Annotated in this window: 16 protein-coding genes; 4 read left to right on the top strand and 12 right to left on the bottom strand. The window is 70.9% G+C overall.

What is annotated here, in order from left to right; translation table 11 throughout:
* Positions 1-122: 122 nt before the first annotated feature.
* The 6 genes from ABD374_RS16005 to ABD374_RS15980 all read right to left on the bottom strand — a co-directional run bounded on the left by ABD374_RS16005 (position 123) and on the right by ABD374_RS15980 (position 5,913).
* Positions 123-1,688, bottom strand: coding sequence for an MFS transporter (locus ABD374_RS16005; protein ID WP_344495678.1), 1,566 nt, complete (start codon positions 1,686-1,688; stop codon positions 123-125).
* A 39-nt stretch (positions 1,689-1,727) separates the two neighbouring features.
* Positions 1,728-2,198, bottom strand: coding sequence for a MarR family winged helix-turn-helix transcriptional regulator (locus ABD374_RS16000; RefSeq protein ID WP_344495676.1), 471 nt, complete (start codon positions 2,196-2,198; stop codon positions 1,728-1,730).
* Between the two features lie 1,027 nt (positions 2,199-3,225).
* A complete protein-coding gene (locus ABD374_RS15995; RefSeq protein WP_344495674.1) occupies positions 3,226-3,648 on the bottom strand; it encodes a nuclear transport factor 2 family protein in 423 nt (140 codons plus the stop codon).
* Positions 3,648-4,037 (bottom strand): nuclear transport factor 2 family protein, encoded by a 390-nt coding sequence (locus tag ABD374_RS15990; RefSeq protein ID WP_344495672.1) that lies wholly within the window; start codon positions 4,035-4,037, stop codon positions 3,648-3,650. The genes ABD374_RS15995 and ABD374_RS15990 overlap by 1 nt, the downstream gene beginning before the upstream one ends.
* A 255-nt stretch (positions 4,038-4,292) precedes the next feature.
* A complete protein-coding gene (locus ABD374_RS15985) occupies positions 4,293-4,994 on the bottom strand; it encodes a DsbA family oxidoreductase (RefSeq protein ID WP_344495872.1) in 702 nt (233 codons plus the stop codon).
* A 58-nt stretch (positions 4,995-5,052) separates the two neighbouring features.
* Positions 5,053-5,913: an SDR family oxidoreductase gene (locus tag ABD374_RS15980; RefSeq protein WP_344495670.1), complete on the bottom strand. Its 861-nt coding sequence runs from the start codon at positions 5,911-5,913 to the stop codon at positions 5,053-5,055.
* 140 nt (positions 5,914-6,053) lie between these two features.
* Here ABD374_RS15980 and ABD374_RS15975 point away from each other — a divergent pair, with 140 nt between their 5' ends.
* Positions 6,054-6,458 carry a winged helix-turn-helix transcriptional regulator gene (locus ABD374_RS15975; RefSeq protein WP_344495668.1) on the top strand — a complete coding sequence of 135 codons (405 nt, stop codon included), beginning with the start codon at positions 6,054-6,056 and terminating at the stop codon, positions 6,456-6,458.
* A 477-nt stretch (positions 6,459-6,935) separates the two neighbouring features.
* Here the strand turns inward: ABD374_RS15975 and ABD374_RS15970 are convergent, their stop codons facing one another.
* The 5 genes from ABD374_RS15970 to ABD374_RS15945 all read right to left on the bottom strand — a co-directional run bounded on the left by ABD374_RS15970 (position 6,936) and on the right by ABD374_RS15945 (position 10,017).
* Positions 6,936-8,159, bottom strand: a complete 1,224-nt coding sequence (locus tag ABD374_RS15970) for an NAD(P)/FAD-dependent oxidoreductase (RefSeq protein ID WP_344495666.1) — start codon at positions 8,157-8,159, stop codon at positions 6,936-6,938.
* Between the two features lie 58 nt (positions 8,160-8,217).
* On the bottom strand, positions 8,218-8,700 hold the full coding sequence (locus tag ABD374_RS15965; RefSeq protein ID WP_344495664.1) for an RrF2 family transcriptional regulator: 483 nt from the start codon (positions 8,698-8,700) through the stop codon (positions 8,218-8,220).
* Between the two features lie 96 nt (positions 8,701-8,796).
* Positions 8,797-9,117: a cupin domain-containing protein gene (locus ABD374_RS34655; RefSeq protein WP_425577252.1), complete on the bottom strand. Its 321-nt coding sequence runs from the start codon at positions 9,115-9,117 to the stop codon at positions 8,797-8,799.
* 176 nt (positions 9,118-9,293) lie between these two features.
* Positions 9,294-9,449, bottom strand: coding sequence for a hypothetical protein (locus tag ABD374_RS15950; protein WP_344495662.1), 156 nt, complete (start codon positions 9,447-9,449; stop codon positions 9,294-9,296).
* A gap of 58 nt (positions 9,450-9,507) precedes the next feature.
* Positions 9,508-10,017: a hypothetical protein gene (locus tag ABD374_RS15945; protein ID WP_344495660.1), complete on the bottom strand. Its 510-nt coding sequence runs from the start codon at positions 10,015-10,017 to the stop codon at positions 9,508-9,510.
* Positions 10,018-10,871: 854 nt separating this feature from the next.
* Between ABD374_RS15945 and dhaK the strand changes: the two genes are divergently transcribed.
* From dhaK to dhaM, 3 genes are all read left to right on the top strand, one after another.
* Positions 10,872-11,864, top strand: coding sequence for a dihydroxyacetone kinase subunit DhaK (gene dhaK / locus ABD374_RS15940; RefSeq protein ID WP_344495658.1), 993 nt, complete (start codon positions 10,872-10,874; stop codon positions 11,862-11,864).
* 69 nt (positions 11,865-11,933) lie between these two features.
* Positions 11,934-12,554: a dihydroxyacetone kinase subunit DhaL gene (gene dhaL / locus ABD374_RS15935; protein ID WP_344495870.1), complete on the top strand. Its 621-nt coding sequence runs from the start codon at positions 11,934-11,936 to the stop codon at positions 12,552-12,554.
* On the top strand, positions 12,551-12,961 hold the full coding sequence (gene dhaM, locus ABD374_RS15930; RefSeq protein ID WP_344495656.1) for a dihydroxyacetone kinase phosphoryl donor subunit DhaM: 411 nt from the start codon (positions 12,551-12,553) through the stop codon (positions 12,959-12,961). Before dhaL ends, dhaM begins: the two co-directional genes overlap by 4 nt.
* A 133-nt stretch (positions 12,962-13,094) precedes the next feature.
* Here the strand turns inward: dhaM and ABD374_RS15925 are convergent, their stop codons facing one another.
* Complete coding sequence (locus ABD374_RS15925) at positions 13,095-16,589, bottom strand: phosphodiester glycosidase family protein (protein ID WP_344495654.1); 3,495 nt, start codon at positions 16,587-16,589, stop codon at positions 13,095-13,097.
* Positions 16,590-16,642: the final 53 nt, after the last annotated feature.

Below are 16,642 nucleotides of genomic sequence, written 5' to 3'. Positions count from 1 at the left end.
CCGGTAGCGGGTACCGGCGTACGCCCATGGCCTCCGGGCAGGTCGCCCGGGTGTGCGGGGCCTGCCGGATCGGCCGGGGCGGACGGTTCTGTACGGTCGAGCGGCCTGCCGGCCAGGCTCGATCAGCGCGGGTTGCGCCGCACGCCGACGGTGGCGAGTACGGCTCCTGCGACGCACAGCAGGCCGGCGGCGAGGGCCGCGGTGTGCAGGCCGTTCATGAACGCCTGGGAACTGCCCTCGGCGACTGCGGCTTGCATGCGGGCCGGTAGGTGACCGGCGGGGGGTGCGCCGCCCATGGCCACCGCGTCCTTGGCGGCGCTCAGCTTGCCGGCCAGTGCGGCGGGCACTCCCGCGCCGGCCAGTTCGGCGGTTAGGGTGGCGGCGACGCGGCTGCCGATCAGTGAGACCAGGACGGAGGTGCCGAGCGCTCCGCCGATCTGGATCGCCGTGCTCTGGATACCGCCGGCTACCCCGGCATCCTCCACCGGCGCGCCGGCCAGGACCGCTTCGGAGGTGGCGGCCATCACCATCCCGCTGCCCACACCCAGCGCGACCAGCGGCGGCCACAGCAGAGCGTAGGAGGTGCCGGTGTCCCAGGTGAGCATCCCGAAGGAGGCCAGGGCCAGCAGCAGCAGGCCGGCCGGCATGGTCAGGCGGGCACCGAGCCGTTCGGTCAGCGCCGCGCCGACCGGAGCGGCGGCCAGGGTCCCCAGACTCAGCGGCAGGGTGCGCACCCCGGCCTCGACCGGGCTCATGGCCTGGACGTTCTGCAGGTAGAGCATGACGAAGAACATCGAGCCGAGCAGCACGAGGAAGTTCAGCGCGGTGATGCTCGCGCCGATGGTCAGCGTCCGGTTGCGGAACAGGCGCATCGGCAGCAGGGGATGCGGGGTGCGGGTCTCGTACCAGCCGAAGAGCAGCAGGACTGCGATGCCCGTTCCCAGGCCGGTCAGGGTCGCGGCGGAGGTCCAGCCCCAGCTTTCGCCCTTGACGATGCCGAAGACCAGGAGGATCTGGCCCAGCGCCAGCAGCAGCACACCGGGGATGTCGAACTTCTGCCCCCGGGCGGCGCTGCGGCTCTGCGGCAGGACCAGCAGGCCGAAGACCAGGGTGATGAGGCCGAGCGGCGCGTTGAGGTAGAAGACCGATTCCCAGTCGACGTGTTCGACCAGCAACCCGCCCACGATCGGGCCGAGCGCGGTCGAGGCGGAGGAGACCATGGCCCAGATACCGACGGCCATGGTGAACTTCCCCGGCGGGAACGCCGCACGCAGGATGCCCAGGGTGTTGGGCAGCATCAGGGCCCCGAAGGCCCCTTGCGCGGCGCGGAAGGCAACGACGCCTTCGATGCCGCCGGACAGGCCGATGGCGAGTGAGGCGAGCGTGAAGCCGACCACACCTACCAGATAGACCGTACGGCGGCCGAAGCGGTCGCCCAGTTTCCCGCCCAGGATCAGCGTCGCGGCCAGGGCCAGCAGGTAGGCGTTGGTGACCCACTGCAGACCGGCGGTCGAGGCGTGCAGATCACGGCCAATAGCGGGGTTCGCCAGCGAGACGACAGAGCTGTCCAGCCCGATCATCGACACGCCGAGGGCCACAGCGGCCAGCGTCAGCCACGGATGCGAACGCTGTGCGGGCGGCGCCTGCGGCGCTGCGGCCGCCGGGGCGGAAAGGGTGGTGCAGGACATCGGACGTACCTCTAAATCCTTCCGACAGAACGGGAGCGGTCAGTGGATGTTGGGGTGGACCTGCCGGGCCAGCGAGCGCAACGCCGGAAGCGCCTGCGCCAAGGCGGCCCGCTCGTCCTCGTCGAGGGCGTTCAACCCAGCCACGACATAGCCGCAGTACAGGTCCTCCACATCCCTCAGCCGGACACGGGTCTCCTCGGTCACATGCAGATGCCAGACCCGCTTGTCGAGCGCGTCCTGCTCCCGGCGGAGCAGTCCGGCCTTCACCATCTGGGAGACCAGGGTGCTGGCATTGCTCGGCTTCATCAGCAGGATGCCGGCCGCCTCAAGCACGGTGATCCCGTCGCGGCTCTCCACCAGGCTGAGCATCGCCATCTGAACCTCAGGCGGCTTGGGAAACGGGAACTCACGGTCGGCGCGCCGGTCCAGGGCCCGGTTCAGGGCCGGAAGCACCCCTACGAGCCCGTACGCGGTCTGCCGCAGGGCCACATCGTCTGCTGAGTCGCTCATGCCTCGAATATAGTTCTGCAAACATAATTATGTCAACAGAACTAAATCCCGCCCGTCTCCTCCAGGCTTCCGTCCACTGCTCCCGGCCTCGTCCCGGCCAGCCCAGTTCATGCACTTCGTCGACGAGGGGCATGTCGTGGACGACCCAGGGGGCAGGCTTCCCGGCACGCTGGTACGGCCGGCAGCAGCCGATGAGGCCGTTCAGGCTCTCGCTGACGTCACCGGTGGCACCGCCGAAAGACACCATGAAGGGGGCCTGCCCCGACGTCATCCCCATCGCGTTCAGGACACACTCCCCGACAGAGTCAAGCTGAGTGGCAGCCCAGGAGGCGATCAGGGCTTCCAGGTGCTGGCGTCGTCCCGCACGAAGTAGGAGACCAGCCCGACACCAGCCATGATCGCCCGGACGACTCCTCACTCTCACCACTACACCGCCGAACCCCGGCTCCTCCCGCGAAGAGCGCCCGCGCTCCTCTTGGTGGATGGTGACCCGCTCGATGATCTCTCCACACTGAGCGGAGTCCAGGCGTGTTCGCCTTCGGTCTGCGCCGACGAGCCGAACGGCACGGAACAGTAAGAACCTCACACAGGTGCCCTGTCTCCCGACCCTCGTGCCACACGACCCTCCAAAGGATCAGCGGATCGCCGAGGTGGGTACCATTGCGGAGCCCCGCACGATCAGTCCGGTGGGCAGTGTGGTGCGTTTTGGCGGCGCCGGGTCGCCCTCAATGGCTTCGATCTCACGATTTGCAGGACGCCGGCCGGCATTGTCGCCGCTCTTCCGACGGGTCCGAGTGTGTTGGCCGGCTCTTCCCGCTGCACCACGTCAAACCCAACTGCCTGCGCCGCTACAGCTTCCGCGCGTCCGCCCCGGCCGGCGGGGGCTCGCGGCCCCTGCACGACCCGGCCACGGCCGGGCTGGATGAGGACGACAGCGCCCCGGTGCGAACGGTGTGGCAACCGGAAAGGGTCCAAGCCGCTGCCTTGATCACGGCGACGGCGACACCCCCGTAGGCGGAGGGCGATGTCAGGCGGTCATGGCCGTGTGGACGCCGGCGGGGTCGACGATCTGCTCGAAGCGCACGATCTTTCCGTCGCGCACGATGAAGCAGTGCGCGACGCGGACGCTCATCGTCTTGCGGGTGGCCTTGTTGACCGCGCTGTAGCGGCCGAGTACGACGACCCGCTCGCCGTCGACGACGTAGGTGTCGTCGTGGGTGATCCAGTCGTCCCAGGCGGCGGCGAGTTGCTCGAACACGCCGCTGATCACGCCGTCCGGAGTGCGGTAGGTGCCGGCCAGGGGAGAACCGGCCGCCTCGATCCACTCCACGTCGGCGGCCACCGTCGTACGCCACAGGTCGAGGTCCCCGGTGGCCGATGCCAGGTACTGGCGGCGCACCACGGCGACGGGCGCGTCGGCCGTCTCGGGTGCGAGTGGCTGCGCCGGCATCAGAACATGCCGTTGTCGTTGGCCGCCTGGGTGGGGACGTCCTGGATGACGTCCCAGTGCTCGACGACCTTGCCGTTCTCCAGGCGGAAGAAGTCCGCCAGCGCGCGGCCGGGGTTGTCGGGGTTGCCGGGCTCCAGGTCGAGGTGGGAGTGGGTGACGACCATGTCGCCTTCGGCGATGACCCGCTTGATCTCCAGGCGCAGGTTGGGGTATTCGCCGCGCAGCCAGGTCACGAAGCCGGTGAACGCCTCGGGGCCGTCCTGGGCGTCGGGGTTGTGCTGGACGTAGACGGGGCCGAAGTGATCGGCGATGGCCTTTTGCGGGTTGCCGCCGAACGCCGTCTGGTAGTAGTCGACGACGACCTTCTTATTCTGCTCAAGATCCGACACAGCTGCTCCGTTCGAAGTTCGGGGGGCCTGCCTGCGGCCGGGCACACGGGCGGCACGGACGAGGGGACCCTTTCAAGGTTGAGGTGGCTGAGGCCCCGCGCCATGCACGACGGCCGGACGGGTGAGAGAGGTACGCAGCGAAGCACCTACCGACGCGATTGGCGTTGCGGCCAGGCCAGGGGCGGGGAAGGGCGAGGCCCATGCGGTGCGGGAAAAATCCGTGGGTTTCGGTGAATGCGCTGGGCAGCTGCCTGGTTACGGCCTGGCGGGCGGGACGGCGCAGGTGCCGTCCGGGCCGCAGACGGCTCCTGCCGGGGCGGTCTCGGTGGGCGGGCGCTCGGTCCAGGCGGTGTTCAGCGCCTGGGTGAAGGCTTCGGCCGGCTGGCCTCCGGAGAGGGCGTAGCGGCGGTCGATGACGAAGAAGGGGACGCCGGTGGCTCCGAGGCGGGCGGCTTCCTTCTCGTCGGCGCGGACGGCGTCGAGGTAGGCGTCAGGGTCGTGAAGGACGCGACGGGCCTCGTCCGCGTCGAGTCCGGCGCGGGTGGCAAGGTCGAGGAGGGCGTCGGAGGTGAAGATGGTCCGGGCCTGGGCGAAGTTGGCTTCGAAGAGCAGCTTCAGCAGCTGGTGCTGGCGGCCGTGCGCCTTGGCGAGGTGCAGGAGGCGGTGGGCGTCCAGGGTGCTGCCGACCTGGCGGTCGGTGCGGTAGGCGAGCCCTTCGCCGGCCGCTGTTTTCGCGACCTGCTGGTCCATGCCGGGGCCCTGGGGGCCGAACTTGTCGGCCAGCATCTGGTGCACCGGCTCGATGTGCGCCTGGTCGCGAGTGGGGTCGAGTTCGAACGAGCGGTGGACGACTTCGACCTGGTCGCGGTGGGCGAAGCCGGCCAGGGCTTTTTCGAAGCGGGCGGTGCCGATGTAGCACCAGGGGCAGATGATGTCGCCCCAGATCTCTACGCGCATGATCATGGTGTTCCTTCTGGTCTGTGCAGGTGGTGGCGGGAGGGGGCTACGGCGGGTGTCAGGCGGCGAGGGCCTGGGTGACGGCGGTGGACAGCGGGGTGGTCGGCCGGCCCAGGAGTTCGCCGAGGTCGGTGGTGATGTGGGCCAGTGCGCCGTGGGAGACCTGTATGTCGGCGTCGACGATCAGGTCGGTGACGAAGTCGGGCAGGCCGGCGCCGGTGAGGATCTGGCGGTACTGCTCGGCGGGCAGGTCTGTGTAGGTGACGGGCCTGCCGGACTGGGCGGCGGCCTCGGCGGCCAGTTCCGGCAGCGACCAGGCGGTGTCACCGGTGAGGTCGTGGACCTTGCCGGCCTGATCGTCGCGGGTGAGGACCACGGCGGCGGCTTCGGCGAAGTCCGCGCGGGTGGCGGAGGCGATCCGGCCCTGGCCCGCGCTGCCCGCGATGGCGCCGCGCGCGACGGCGTCGGGGAGGGCCGCGGTGTAGTTCTCGGTGTACCAGCCGTTGCGCAGCAGCACCGCGGGCAGGCCGCTCTCGGCGATGGCCTGCTCGGTGTCGCGATGCACGCGCGCCAGGCTCAGCGGGCTGGTGGGGGCTGCGGTGACCGAGGTGTAGGCGATCAGGCCGACGCCGGCCTTGGCCGCGGCCTCGACGGCCGCGCGGTGCTGGACGATACGGGTGTCGTCCGGGCCGGTCGAGGAGACGAGCAGCAGCTTGTCCACGCCGGCGAACGCGGCCAGGAGGGTCTCGGGCCGCTCGTAGTCGGCGAGACGGACCTCGACGCCCCGGGCGGCCAGATCCGCCGCCTTGGCGGGGGTGCGCACCGCCGCGGCGATCTGCTGGGCGGGCACACCGCGCTCAAGGAGGTGCTCGATGACCTGGTGGCCGAACTGTCCGGTGGCGCCGGTGACGACGATCATGACGGATTCCTTCGTGTGCGGGGAGGGGGCCGGGTGACGTCCCGGCGGCTCCACCGACCATACGCTAACCAAAAGTTAGTGCCAACTTTCACGCAGCACTGTGGTGGGGGTAACGTGAAAGGGAACGAAGGAGCCATTTCATGAACGAGTTGTCCACCGAGGACGACCGCCAGGCGGCCGCGCTGGAGTTCGACGTCTTCGCCAAGCAATGCCCGTCCCGTCAGGTCCTGGACCATCTGACGGGCCGTTGGGGCGTCCTGGTCCTCGCGGGCCTGCGCAAAGGCCCGGCACGCTTCAACGCCCTGCGCCGGCGCATCGACGGGGTCAGCGAGAAAATGCTCGCCCAGACCCTCCAGGCCCTGGAGCGCGACGGCTTCGTCAGCCGCGAGGTCCTCACCGCGATGCCCCCGAGCGTCAACTACTCCCTCACCCCCCTGGGCGAGAGCACCGCCGACCACCTCATGGCCTTCATCAGCCACATCGAAGCCAACATGCCCGCAGTCCTCGCATCCCAGGAACAACGCACTGCCACCACCCCGGCCTGACCCCCGGCCCACAGCCAGGCCCCCGCGCGCCCGCGAGTCAGGGCCGCACTTCTCTCGCGAACGGGCCCCTTCCCGGAGCAGGCATCCTGGCCTTGCGCCCTGGGGCGCAGCCAGGCAGACCCATCGAAGCCGGTGTGGCAGATGCCAAGGACCGCCACGGAACGCGAGCGGCCGGTGAGCCCGGCGCTGCGTGCCAGCGCGGGCAGGGTTGCGTTGCACGGCGCCCCTTCGCACAGTGTGCGAGGGTCGCTTCCGCCACTGTGCCCACCTCGAACGAGCTGGGCACAGTCGTCGATCCTCAGGGCAGGTGCGGGCTCCGGCGGGCAGCCTTGGTCCGACTGCGCGCTCGACGACCAGCCCTCGATGGACAATCGTCATCAGTACATTCGTCGCCGCGCTGCCGGTGAGCACCGCCTACAGGCGGGGAACACCCAGCTGGTTTCCCCCGGTCGAGGCCGGGGGAAACCAGCAAAATTTTTACGCGGCTACTTCCGCAGTGGGCCAGGTGGTGCGGTGATCGGCCCACCGGAGGATGAGGTCGGCGTCGTCGACCGGGGGGTAGATCCAGTCGCTGTTGATCTGTTGCTTCAGCTTCTTGGCTTCCTGGCCGGTCGTCTGGACCGTGCGGTCCCATCCGGAGGTGACGACGGCTCCTGCGGGGCCGAGGTCGAGGCAGGTCACGTACGGGTCGGGCGCGAAGCGGACCAGGTCCAGGCCCAGGAGATCGCCGGCGACGTTGCGCCCGGCGAACTTGCCCAGAGGGACGGCGTGCTGGCAGCTCTGTGTCGTCAGGTGGCCGGGCTCGGCCTCGGCGGCGGCGGTGTCACCGGCGGCGAACACCCCCGCAACCCCCTTGACCCGCAGGTGTGCGTCGACGACCAGCCGCCCGATCCGGTCCCGCTCGCCGGGAACGAAGGCGGTGAGGGGGCTGGCGGTCATACCCGCGGTCCACACGGTGGTCGCGGCAGGCACCGTCTCGCCGTCCGACAGCGTCACCGACCGTTCGCCCACGCCATCGACCGTGGTCCGCAGACGGCGCTCGATGCCGAGGTCCTCAAGGACCTGGGTGATGTGGGGGCGCGGGCCCTGTCCGAGCTCGGGACCGACGTTCTCCGCCCGCTCCACCAGAACGACCTTCACCTCGTCGCGTCGTTCGTCGGGGGCGAGGTCGCGCAGCCGTCCGGACAGTTCGGTGGCGATCTCCAGGCCGGTGAAGCCCGCTCCCACGACGACCGCGGTGAACTGTCCGTCGAAAGGTGCCGACTGCGGCAGGCGCCGCAGGTGGTGGTCGAGCCTGGCGGCCGAGGTCAGGGTGTCGATGTCGAACAGCCACTGCGTTCCGGGCAGCTGGGGCCGTACGACCTGGCTGCCCGCGGCCAGCACGAGACGGTCGTAGCCGAGGGTGAGGGGCTGTGCGTCGCGGCCGAGGGCCGTGACCTGGCGGGAGTCGGTGTCGATCCCGGTGACCGTGGCGGCGACCCGCCGGATGCCCACCGGGCCCAGGACGCGGTCCAGCGCGACGCGCATGGCCTGGGGGTCTGCCTCGTACAGACGGGGCCTGATCACCAGGTCGTCGGTATTGCTGACCAGGGTGACCTGCAGTTCAGCGGGGTCGATGCCCTGCTCACGGGCGGTGCGGACGGCTCCCACCGCGCTCCAGACGCCGGCGAAACCGCCACCTATAACCAGGATATTTTTCATCCAGATTCACCTTCCGAAAAAGGCGCGGCCGGCACGGGCCGCGCTCTGTGTGTTCGTTTCAGTCGAGACCGAAGGCGCCGCGCACCGTCCGCTTCATGGACGGCGCGTGCGTGTCGGCCTTTGCCCGCACATCGGCGAGCGACTGCGCGGCCAGCGCCCCGCGCCACGCCTCCTCGGCGCGTCCCATGGCGGTCTTGACCGCGCAGGCGGTGGCGAAGTCGCAGGCTGTGCGCATGCCGACGGTGCCGCACTGCCGGATCTCCGTGCAGCGAAACAGCGGGTCAGCGCCCTCGATGGCATCGAAGACGTCCAGCAGGGTGATCGACTCCGCGGGCCGTGCGAGCAGGAACCCGCCGCGCGCACCCGGGACGGAGGCGAGCAGTCCCGCCTTGACCAACTGCTGGAGTTGCTTGTTGAGGTAGGAGCGCGGCAGGTCGTGCCCCTCGGCGAGCGTGGCCACCGAGACCGGCTCGTCACCGGCCGACCACGCGAGGTTCAGCAGCGTGTGCACCGCCCACTCGACGCCCCGACTCATCCGCATACCTGGACACTAACTATCCAGGTTCGCGGGAGTCAACTCGGCCCTGCGTGCCATGGCAGCCCCCGGATGGCCGACCCGCAGCCTGCTGCCTGACGTTCAAGTGGGGCGGGGCGCGCGGCGGTCTTTGCGCTGTTGCAGTTCATCGGGTTCGACCAGGGTAAGCATGGGCCGGCCGGGCGCGCAGATCATGGTGACCAGGAAGCGGCACCAGGTAGCACTGCGGTTGTTCCCGTCCTGGTAGTGGATGACGTCGCCGCCGGGCTCCCAGAAGGTGTCCCCGGCCATGAGAACGCGTCCGGGTTCGCCTTCCCGTTCGAAGCACATCTCCCCTTCCAGGACGTGGTCGAACGCAGGCCCTGAGTGACGGTGCGGAGGAGTGCCCGCAGAACCCGGCGGATGGGCGATAAGGACGGTCATCACCTCTGCGCCCTCTGGTATGCGGGGCGGACTCACTGAGCGTTTTCGCGGGCGTTGTACGCCGATCAGCCCAGCGAGGACAAGCGTGGCCACTGATCGGGTGGCGGGATCGGTTCTCGCAACGCACGAGGCTCCCGCGCCGTCCACCACATGGCTTCCCGGCAGAAGAAGGACGTCTACGGGGCGGGACTTCTCGTGACCGCCTGGTCGAGTGTGGCCGGACACGAGTCGGAGTCCGGGTGTGCGGCGAGGGCGATCAAGGCGTCGAGGCGTTGGCCCGCCGCCTGCAACTCGGCGACCTTCGCCGTCGTGCGGGCACGTTCGTCAAGCAAGCGCGCCAGCAACCCACCCCGGCGGCAGTCGCCGAACCGGGCACCGCTCGGCTTCGCTTCATTGCCTCCTTCCGCGAGAACGGACGGTTTTCCGCTGCCTGGCGCACGGTCGGCAACTGACGCACGCTGAAGTGCCTCCCCGTCGCTCCGGGGGCACTGACCCCGGAGGGACGGGGGAACTGACCACCAGCCCCCAGCTTCCGACGAGAAGGGCCGCCTGCGAGGCATCGGCGGCACGTACCGACTCCTCCATCACCATCGACAGCACCTGCAGCGCATTGCGGCGGCGTTCCTCAGCGCTGGTGCCGGGCATCATGCAAGCGAGGCGTCCGGCCGCCTGGTCGAGCGATGCCTCGTTGCATGTGCGCAGCTGTTCGCCGGTGTCCTTGCGCGCCAGCCAGATTCGCAGCGACTTCGCCGTCACTCGAATCCCGACCTCAGCGGTCCGCTTGGCCGCGGCACGCGCCGCCCTGGGCCTGCGAATGACCTTCGTGAAGCCGCTCAGCGCGAGCTTGCCAGCCCACGGCATGGCTGCCTTCGCCAGCAGTGCGGAAGTCAACAGAGCCATGTGTCCTCCGACACAGCGCAGGATCACACGCCCCAGGCACCTCACGGACGGACATTATCGCCGGGATCTGACATCGAGCCTTTCAGCGTTGATGCTCCAGTCAGCGTTGATGCTCCAGGGTACGGACGGCTGCGGTGTTGCTTGTCATTTTGACTTGTCCGCGCAGGTCAGGGGCGTGCTCAGCCGCATCGATGCAGGTCAGTGCCACCCGGTAGCGGACTTCATGACGTAGGTGCCCCCATCGCCGACCTCAATGCCCCTCGAAACGAACCGCCCACTCATGGGCGTGACGCATTGAGGCGCGGTGACTCCTGCGAGCGTTTCCGCTGGCGTCACGGCCGGCCCCTTGGGAATCCACGGACCAAGTGGGGGTGTCGTAGCCTGAGGAGCCACGTCCAATCAGTCCTGGCAGCTCTCGCGAGTTCGACTGGCGGACTGCTCAGCCCGGCTCCCGAGCGCTCCGTCAAGCGTGGAACCCCCTTTGCCCCAGCATCCGCCCCTGCTGCGCACCCGCATCGCAGCCAAAGGCAGCTGGCGAAGAGTACGCAAGCCGCGCGCGAGTCACGACGGACTCCCCTCCTTCACCATGGCCGAATCACATCTGTGCCGCAGGACTGTGCTCAGCCTTCGACGCGTCGCTTCCCGACAGGGTCCGCCTCTTCGATACTGGACGACGTCCTCGTCCCGAAAACAGCCGAGTGCTCCTGACGAAGAGTCAGTAAAGTCGGCATCCGCCCCGCCGGACACCGCCTGAGGGCGCCACCGACCGCTGCATGCCACGAACCCCTACAGACCTGCTGACCAGGCAATACCCCGCACCAGGGCCTAGCTGGCAACCTACCCAGGAGGAACCGTTGAGGATGCTCATCAACGTGGCAGAGACGGTCGTCGCGGACGCGCTGCGCGGAATGGCCGCCGCACATCCCCAGCTCGCGGTCGATGTGGAGAACCGTGTCGTCGTACGGCGCGACGCACCCGTCGCGGACAGAGTGGGCCTCGTGTCGGGTGGGGGCAGTGGGCACGAACCGCTGCACGGAGGGTTCGTCGGGCCCGGGATGCTGTCCGCCGCCTGTCCCGGCGAGGTGTTCACGTCGCCCGTTCCCGACCAGATGGTGCGGGCCGCGGCCGCGGTCGACAGCGGGCAGGGGGTGCTGTTCGTCGTCAAGAACTACACCGGCGACGTGCTCAACTTCGACATGGCCGCCGAGCTGGCGGAGGACGAGGGCGTCCAGGTCGCCAAGGTCGTCGTCAATGACGACGTCGCCGTGGCCGACAGTCTCTTCACGGCGGGCCGGCGCGGTACGGGCGCGACGCTCTTCGTCGAGAAGATCGCGGGCGCCGCGGCCGAGGAGGGCGCACCGCTGGACCGGGTGGCGGCCGTCGCCCGGCGGGTCAACGAGTCCTCCCGGAGTTTCGGGGTCGCGCTCGGCGCCGTCACCACGCCCGCGAAGGGTTCCCCGACCTTCGATCTGCCGCCCGGCGAACTCGAGTTGGGCATCGGTATCCACGGTGAGCCGGGCCGGGAGCGACGGCCGATGATGACCTCGGGCGAGATCGCGGACTTCGTGGTCGACACGGTGCTGGAGGATCTGCGGCCGACGCGGCCCGTGCTCGTACTCGTCAACGGGATGGGCGCCACTCCGCTGCTGGAGCTGTACGGATTCAACGCCGAGGTGCAGCGCGTGCTGTCCGAGCGGGGTGTCGCCGTGGCCCGTACGCTCGTCGGGAACTACGTCACCTCGCTGGACATGGCGGGCTGCTCGGTGACGCTCTGCCAGGTCGACGAGGAACTGCTGCGCCTGTGGGACGCGCCGGTCGAGACCGCCGCGCTGCGCTGGGGGCGTTGAGCCGTACGCATGGAACGCGTCACCGAACGCGTCACCGTCGAACGATCGCGTGAAGGAGACCTTGTGGTGGTGCTCGACACCGAATTCTTCCGTCGCTGGATGTCCGCCACGGCGGCCGCCGTGGACCGCGAGGCCGGCCGCCTCACCGAACTGGACTCGGCCATCGGCGACGCCGATCACGGCAGCAACCTCCAGCGCGGCTTCGCGGCCGTCGCCGCCGCGTTGGACGAGGAACCCCCCGGCACGCCCGGCGCCGTACTGGCGCTCGCGGGGCGGCAGTTGATCTCGACCGTCGGCGGGGCCTCCGGGCCGTTGTACGGGACGCTGCTGCGGCGTACGGGCAAGGCGCTCGGCGACGGGGGCGAGGTGACGCCCGAGCAGCTCGCCGGGGCGCTGCGGGCGGGGGTCGACGCGGTGGCGCAGCTGGGCGGGGCGAAGGCCGGGGACAAGACGATGCTGGACGCGCTGATTCCGGCGGTCGGCGCGCTCGGGCAGTCGCTGTCGTTCGGCGCGGCGCGGGCGGCGGCGGACGAGGGGGCGCTCGCGACCGTACCGCTGCGGGCGCACAAGGGCAGGGCGAGTTATCTGGGGGACCGGAGCATCGGGCACCAGGATCCGGGCGCGACGTCGTCGGCGCTGCTGATCGGCGCGCTCGCCGACACGGTTGGTTCCACGGAGGAGGCCGCGTGAGCGGGGAGAGGGCGGTCGGGATCGTGCTCGTCTCGCACAGCGCGTCGGTCGCGGCGTCCGTCGCCGGGCTGGCGAAGGGACTCGCGGGCGGCAAGGACACCGCGCCGGTGGCCGCCGCGGGCGGTACGCCCGACGGGGGGCTCGGCACCAGCGCGGAGCTGATCGCGGAGGCGGTCAGGTCGGTCGACGGTGGCGCGGGCGTCGCCGTGCTGGTCGACCTGGGCAGTGCGGTGCTCACCGTGAAGGCGCTGTTGGCCGAGGGCGGCGAACTGCCGGACGGGGCACGGCTGGTGGACGCGCCGTTCGTGGAGGGTGCGGTGGCCGCGGTGGTCACCGCGTCGGCGGGCGCGGACCTGGACGCGGTGGAGGCCGCGGCCAAGGAGGCGTACGACTACCGCAAGATGTGAGGGAGGAGGCGGTGCCCGAGGCGGGGAAACCCTGCCCCGGGCACCGCCGGTCGCGCGGAACTGCCGTCCTGTGTCACAGATCATGGGTGGTGGGGCGTGGGTGATGGGGCGTAGGTGATGGATGGGGCGTGGGTCATGCGCTGTGCGCGGCCGGCGCCGCGATGCGGATCCCGGTGCGCTGTGTCGTGCCGTTGACCGTTGCCGCGAGGGTGACCGTGCCCGGCCGCAGCGCCGTCAGGGTTCCCGTGGCCGGGTCGAAGACCGCCCGGTGGCGGGGGCGGGCGTCCTTCGCGGGGCCGATGTGGAGGTCCGGGGAGCCCGTCCAGTCCGCGCTCAGCGGGAAGGCGACCGGGACCCGGCGCGGGCCCTGGGTGACGGCCGCCGTCACGGCCGCGCTGCGACCGGGGGCCAGTACGGAGGGCGCGTCGAGTGCCAGGGCGTCCACGTGGGCGCGGGTCTGGACCGACATCCAGTCGGGGCCGCCCGCCCAGGGGCGCTGCCGGGCCGCCGCCTGTTCGGCGCGTGAGACCCGGTCCACGCCCACCAGTGACCAGCCGGTGAAGCCGCCCTCGTCCGGCGGTCCGGCCGGCGCCTTGCCGGAGTTGCCGTTGACCAGGTACGGGACGCCGTCCACGCGCGCGGCGTGGAAGACCCCCACGTGACTGCCGATGAGGCTCGCGCCCTTCCCGGTCGTACGCCGGAACGCGGACAGCCACCCCTCGATCAGCGCCGCCTCCTTGCGGTCGCCCAGCTGGCTGCCCTTCTGTGCGGTCGGGTCGCGCGGCGGGACGTGTTCCACCAGGACGACCGAGCCGATCCGCTCGTCCTTCGCCGCCGCTTCGAGTTGCGCGCGCAGGTTCTTGATCTGTGCGAAGCCGCCGCCCCGCAGGCTCAGGCTCGATGTGTCGAGGGTGACGAAGCGGGTGCCCTCGTGGTCGAACGTCCGGTGGGCCGGGCCGAATTCGGCGACGAAGTTGTCGATCTTCCCGCCCATCACCTCGTGGTTTCCGGGGACGTAGTACCAGGGCAGGGCGTCGCCCAGTTCCTCCGTCAGGACGCGGCGGGCGAAGGCGAGGTCGGCCGGTGATCCCTCGTCGACGAGGTCGCCGTTGACGACCAGGAAGTCCGGCTTCGCCGCCTTGATCTCGCGCAGCGTACGGCGCGCCTGCGCCACGATGGCGCTGTCCGGGTCGCGGGCGACGAACTGGGCGTCGGACACCACCGCGAACTGCCAGTCCCTGCCCTCCGTCCCGGCCGCGGGGTCGATGAGCGGGTCGACCGGGACGGGCTGCTCGGGCAGGTCGACCGTGGGCGGCACCTGCGCCGTCAGCGTGTCGATGACGATCTCGCCCGTGTACTGCTTGGCGGCCGCCGTCTCGGCCAGGTAGAACCGGTGCACCTTCAGCGGCGTCGCCGCCCCCGGCGGTACGGCGAAGGTCACCTGCCGCCAGCCGGTCCAGGTGAGGAACGGACCGCGCAGCAACTGGTCGGAGCCCGCCGCGTCCTTGAGGTGCAGCGTCGGCCAGGCCCCCTTGCCGTCCCCCTTGATCCACATTCTGAAGGACTGGGGCTGACCGGCCACGGTGACCGGTGGCCGGGGCGGGTTGGCGTAGGCGGCGCGGGTCGCCGTCGACTGCGTGAAGTCGTACGTGAGCTTCAGCCCGGTGCCGGTGTGGCCTTCGGGGGCCGCCGCGACCGAACCGCTCGCGCGGGCCTGGCCGAAGGTCCAGGACGCGGCGTCGTCGAACGCGGACACCACCTGTTCGGCCAGGCCGACGCTGACGGCGAGTGTGGTGACGACGCCTCCCGCGGTGGCCTCGATCCGGCCCGCGGCACCGCTGCCCGTGTGCGACGTGACGGTGAAGCTGCCCCGGCCGTCGTCACGGACGTCGAAGAGCGAACGGTCGTAGTCGAGTGTCACGTCACGCGGTTCCACCGGGGCGCTGGTGCCGTGGGCGTCGTACCCGACGATGCCGAACGTGCCGCTCGTCTCCGCGTCCGCCAGCCCCAGCCGCCGTGTGGTCGGCTCGATGCGGGCGAGGTCGTCGAGGACGGTCAGCCGCATGTCGCCTTCGGCGGGGCCCCGGTGCGCGCGTACCTGTGCGGTGCCGCTGCGGCGCGCCGTGAACAGCCCGTCGTCGTCGACCTGGCCCACGGACGCGCGGGTGCTGTGCCAGCGCGGTTCTCCGGCCGCCGGGCCGTACGTCTCGTCGTAACCGGCGGCGGTGAGCCGGCGCGTCAGGCCGGGGAAGACCCGTTCGGGGTGGCCGCCGCTGACGGGGTCCGCGGTCGGTGCGCTGCCGGCCGGCGTACGCGTCTCGACCCAGTAGCCGCGCAGGTGTCCGCTGCCGTCGGGGGCGGTGAGGGCGAGGCCGTTGGGTACGGTGCGTTCGCTGCCGTCGGACGGGCTGTTCTCCACCTGGAGCGCGTCGCTGCCGGGTTCGCGCGCGATCAGCGTCGACGATCCGCCGCCGTCGAGGTTCAGCGCGCTGTGCGATCCGGCGCGCCTCATCATCAGGGCGAGTTCGGTGAGGGTGACGCCGCCGCTGTCGGCCTGCCGGCCGTCGACGGTGACCACCTGCATCTCGCTGCCGTCCTTGGAGAATCCGACGGCGGTGCGGGGCGCGGCGGCGTTGTTGCCCCGGCCGTCGTGGTTCTGCGGTACGCCGTCCACGACGAGCAGTTCGCGGCCGCCGACGGCGGTGCGCGGCACGGGCCCGCTGTCGGTGCGCGCCCGGTACTCCGTCCGCACCGGGTCGCCCGGTGCGAGCGCCTTGAGGACCGCCGCCCCGGTTTCGCGGCCGACGAGGACCGTGGTGCCTTCGGGGACGGGCCCGGTGCCGGGCCGGTCCGTCACCTCGACGACCTTTCCGTCCCGTACGACCGCTTCGGCGACGGGGGTCGCGGCGTCCACCGTCAGGGCGCGGTCGGCCGCGCCCCAGCCGGAGGTGTACGCCCCCACTCCCCCGACCGGCACGTCGGCCGCGTTGTACGACGCCAGGGGGTGTGTCCCGGCGGGCAGGGCGAGGGTTCCCTCGAAGTACAGCTGGAGGACGCGGCCCGCGTCCCCGGGGCCGATGCCGACGGCCCGGTTGGTGCCCGGGGCCGGGGAGTGGACCGTCTCGCCGTCCTTGATGCCGGGGCCCTGCGGGGCGCCGGTCTGGTTGATGTCGAAGAAGTCCGCGTTGACGGCGGCGACGGTACGGCGGCCCGCGCCCGGGTCGTGCGCGGCGGCGAGTTCGGAGACCGGACGGCGGTCGGAGACCTTGCCGGAGTGGAGGTAGTCGGCGCGTACGCCGCTGCCGTCGAGATCGACGGAGAGCGTGTCGACGCGGAGCCACTTGTCGGATTCGAGGCGGTCGTACGAGTGGAGGCGGACGCCCGGAGCGATGGGGCGGGCGCTGCGGGCGGTCTCGATGCCGTCGCCGTCGACGACGGAACGTGGGCTGCCGGCCGGGGTGCTCGCGGGGGGCGGGGCGACGGGCCGGAGGACTTCCGCGGAGTTGCGGGGCCGGGGGTCGGGGGTCGTGTCGGCGGCCGCGGGGGCGACCGCCCCGGCTGTCAGCGCGGTCACCGTCGCGAGGAGCACGACGGGCCGTCCGAAGGTGCCGAATGTGCCGGGGCCCATAAATCCTCCTGAGGAATAGCCGGTTGGACGGGCACTGCACGCTGCCGCCACAG

Source organism: Streptomyces enissocaesilis (assembly GCF_039533765.1).
Taxonomy (GTDB): Bacteria; Actinomycetota; Actinomycetes; order Streptomycetales; family Streptomycetaceae; genus Streptomyces; species Streptomyces enissocaesilis.
This window is presented reverse-complemented; position numbering and strand designations above follow the sequence as displayed.

What these genes read in the sequence shown, in the direction of transcription:
- ABD374_RS16005 (WP_344495678.1), bottom strand. Translation starts at nt 1,688, where the DNA reads ATGTCCTGCACCACCCTTTCCGCCCCGGCGGCCGCAGCGCCGCAGGCG.
- ABD374_RS15980 (WP_344495670.1), bottom strand. Translation starts at nt 5,913, where the DNA reads ATGATCGTCGTCACCGGCGCCACCGGACAGTTCGGCCACCAGGTCATC.
- ABD374_RS15945 (WP_344495660.1), bottom strand. Translation starts at nt 10,017, where the DNA reads ATGGCTCTGTTGACTTCCGCACTGCTGGCGAAGGCAGCCATGCCGTGG.
- ABD374_RS15925 (WP_344495654.1), bottom strand. Translation starts at nt 16,589, where the DNA reads ATGGGCCCCGGCACATTCGGCACCTTCGGACGGCCCGTCGTGCTCCTC.
- ABD374_RS34655 (WP_425577252.1), bottom strand. Translation starts at nt 9,117, where the DNA reads ATGACCGTCCTTATCGCCCATCCGCCGGGTTCTGCGGGCACTCCTCCG.
- ABD374_RS15995 (WP_344495674.1), bottom strand. Translation starts at nt 3,648, where the DNA reads ATGCCGGCGCAGCCACTCGCACCCGAGACGGCCGACGCGCCCGTCGCC.
- ABD374_RS15970 (WP_344495666.1), bottom strand. Translation starts at nt 8,159, where the DNA reads ATGAAAAATATCCTGGTTATAGGTGGCGGTTTCGCCGGCGTCTGGAGC.
- ABD374_RS15985 (WP_344495872.1), bottom strand. Translation starts at nt 4,994, where the DNA reads ATGCGCGTAGAGATCTGGGGCGACATCATCTGCCCCTGGTGCTACATC.
- ABD374_RS15975 (WP_344495668.1), top strand. Translation starts at nt 6,054, where the DNA reads ATGAACGAGTTGTCCACCGAGGACGACCGCCAGGCGGCCGCGCTGGAG.
- ABD374_RS16000 (WP_344495676.1), bottom strand. Translation starts at nt 2,198, where the DNA reads ATGAGCGACTCAGCAGACGATGTGGCCCTGCGGCAGACCGCGTACGGG.
- ABD374_RS15965 (WP_344495664.1), bottom strand. Translation starts at nt 8,700, where the DNA reads ATGCGGATGAGTCGGGGCGTCGAGTGGGCGGTGCACACGCTGCTGAAC.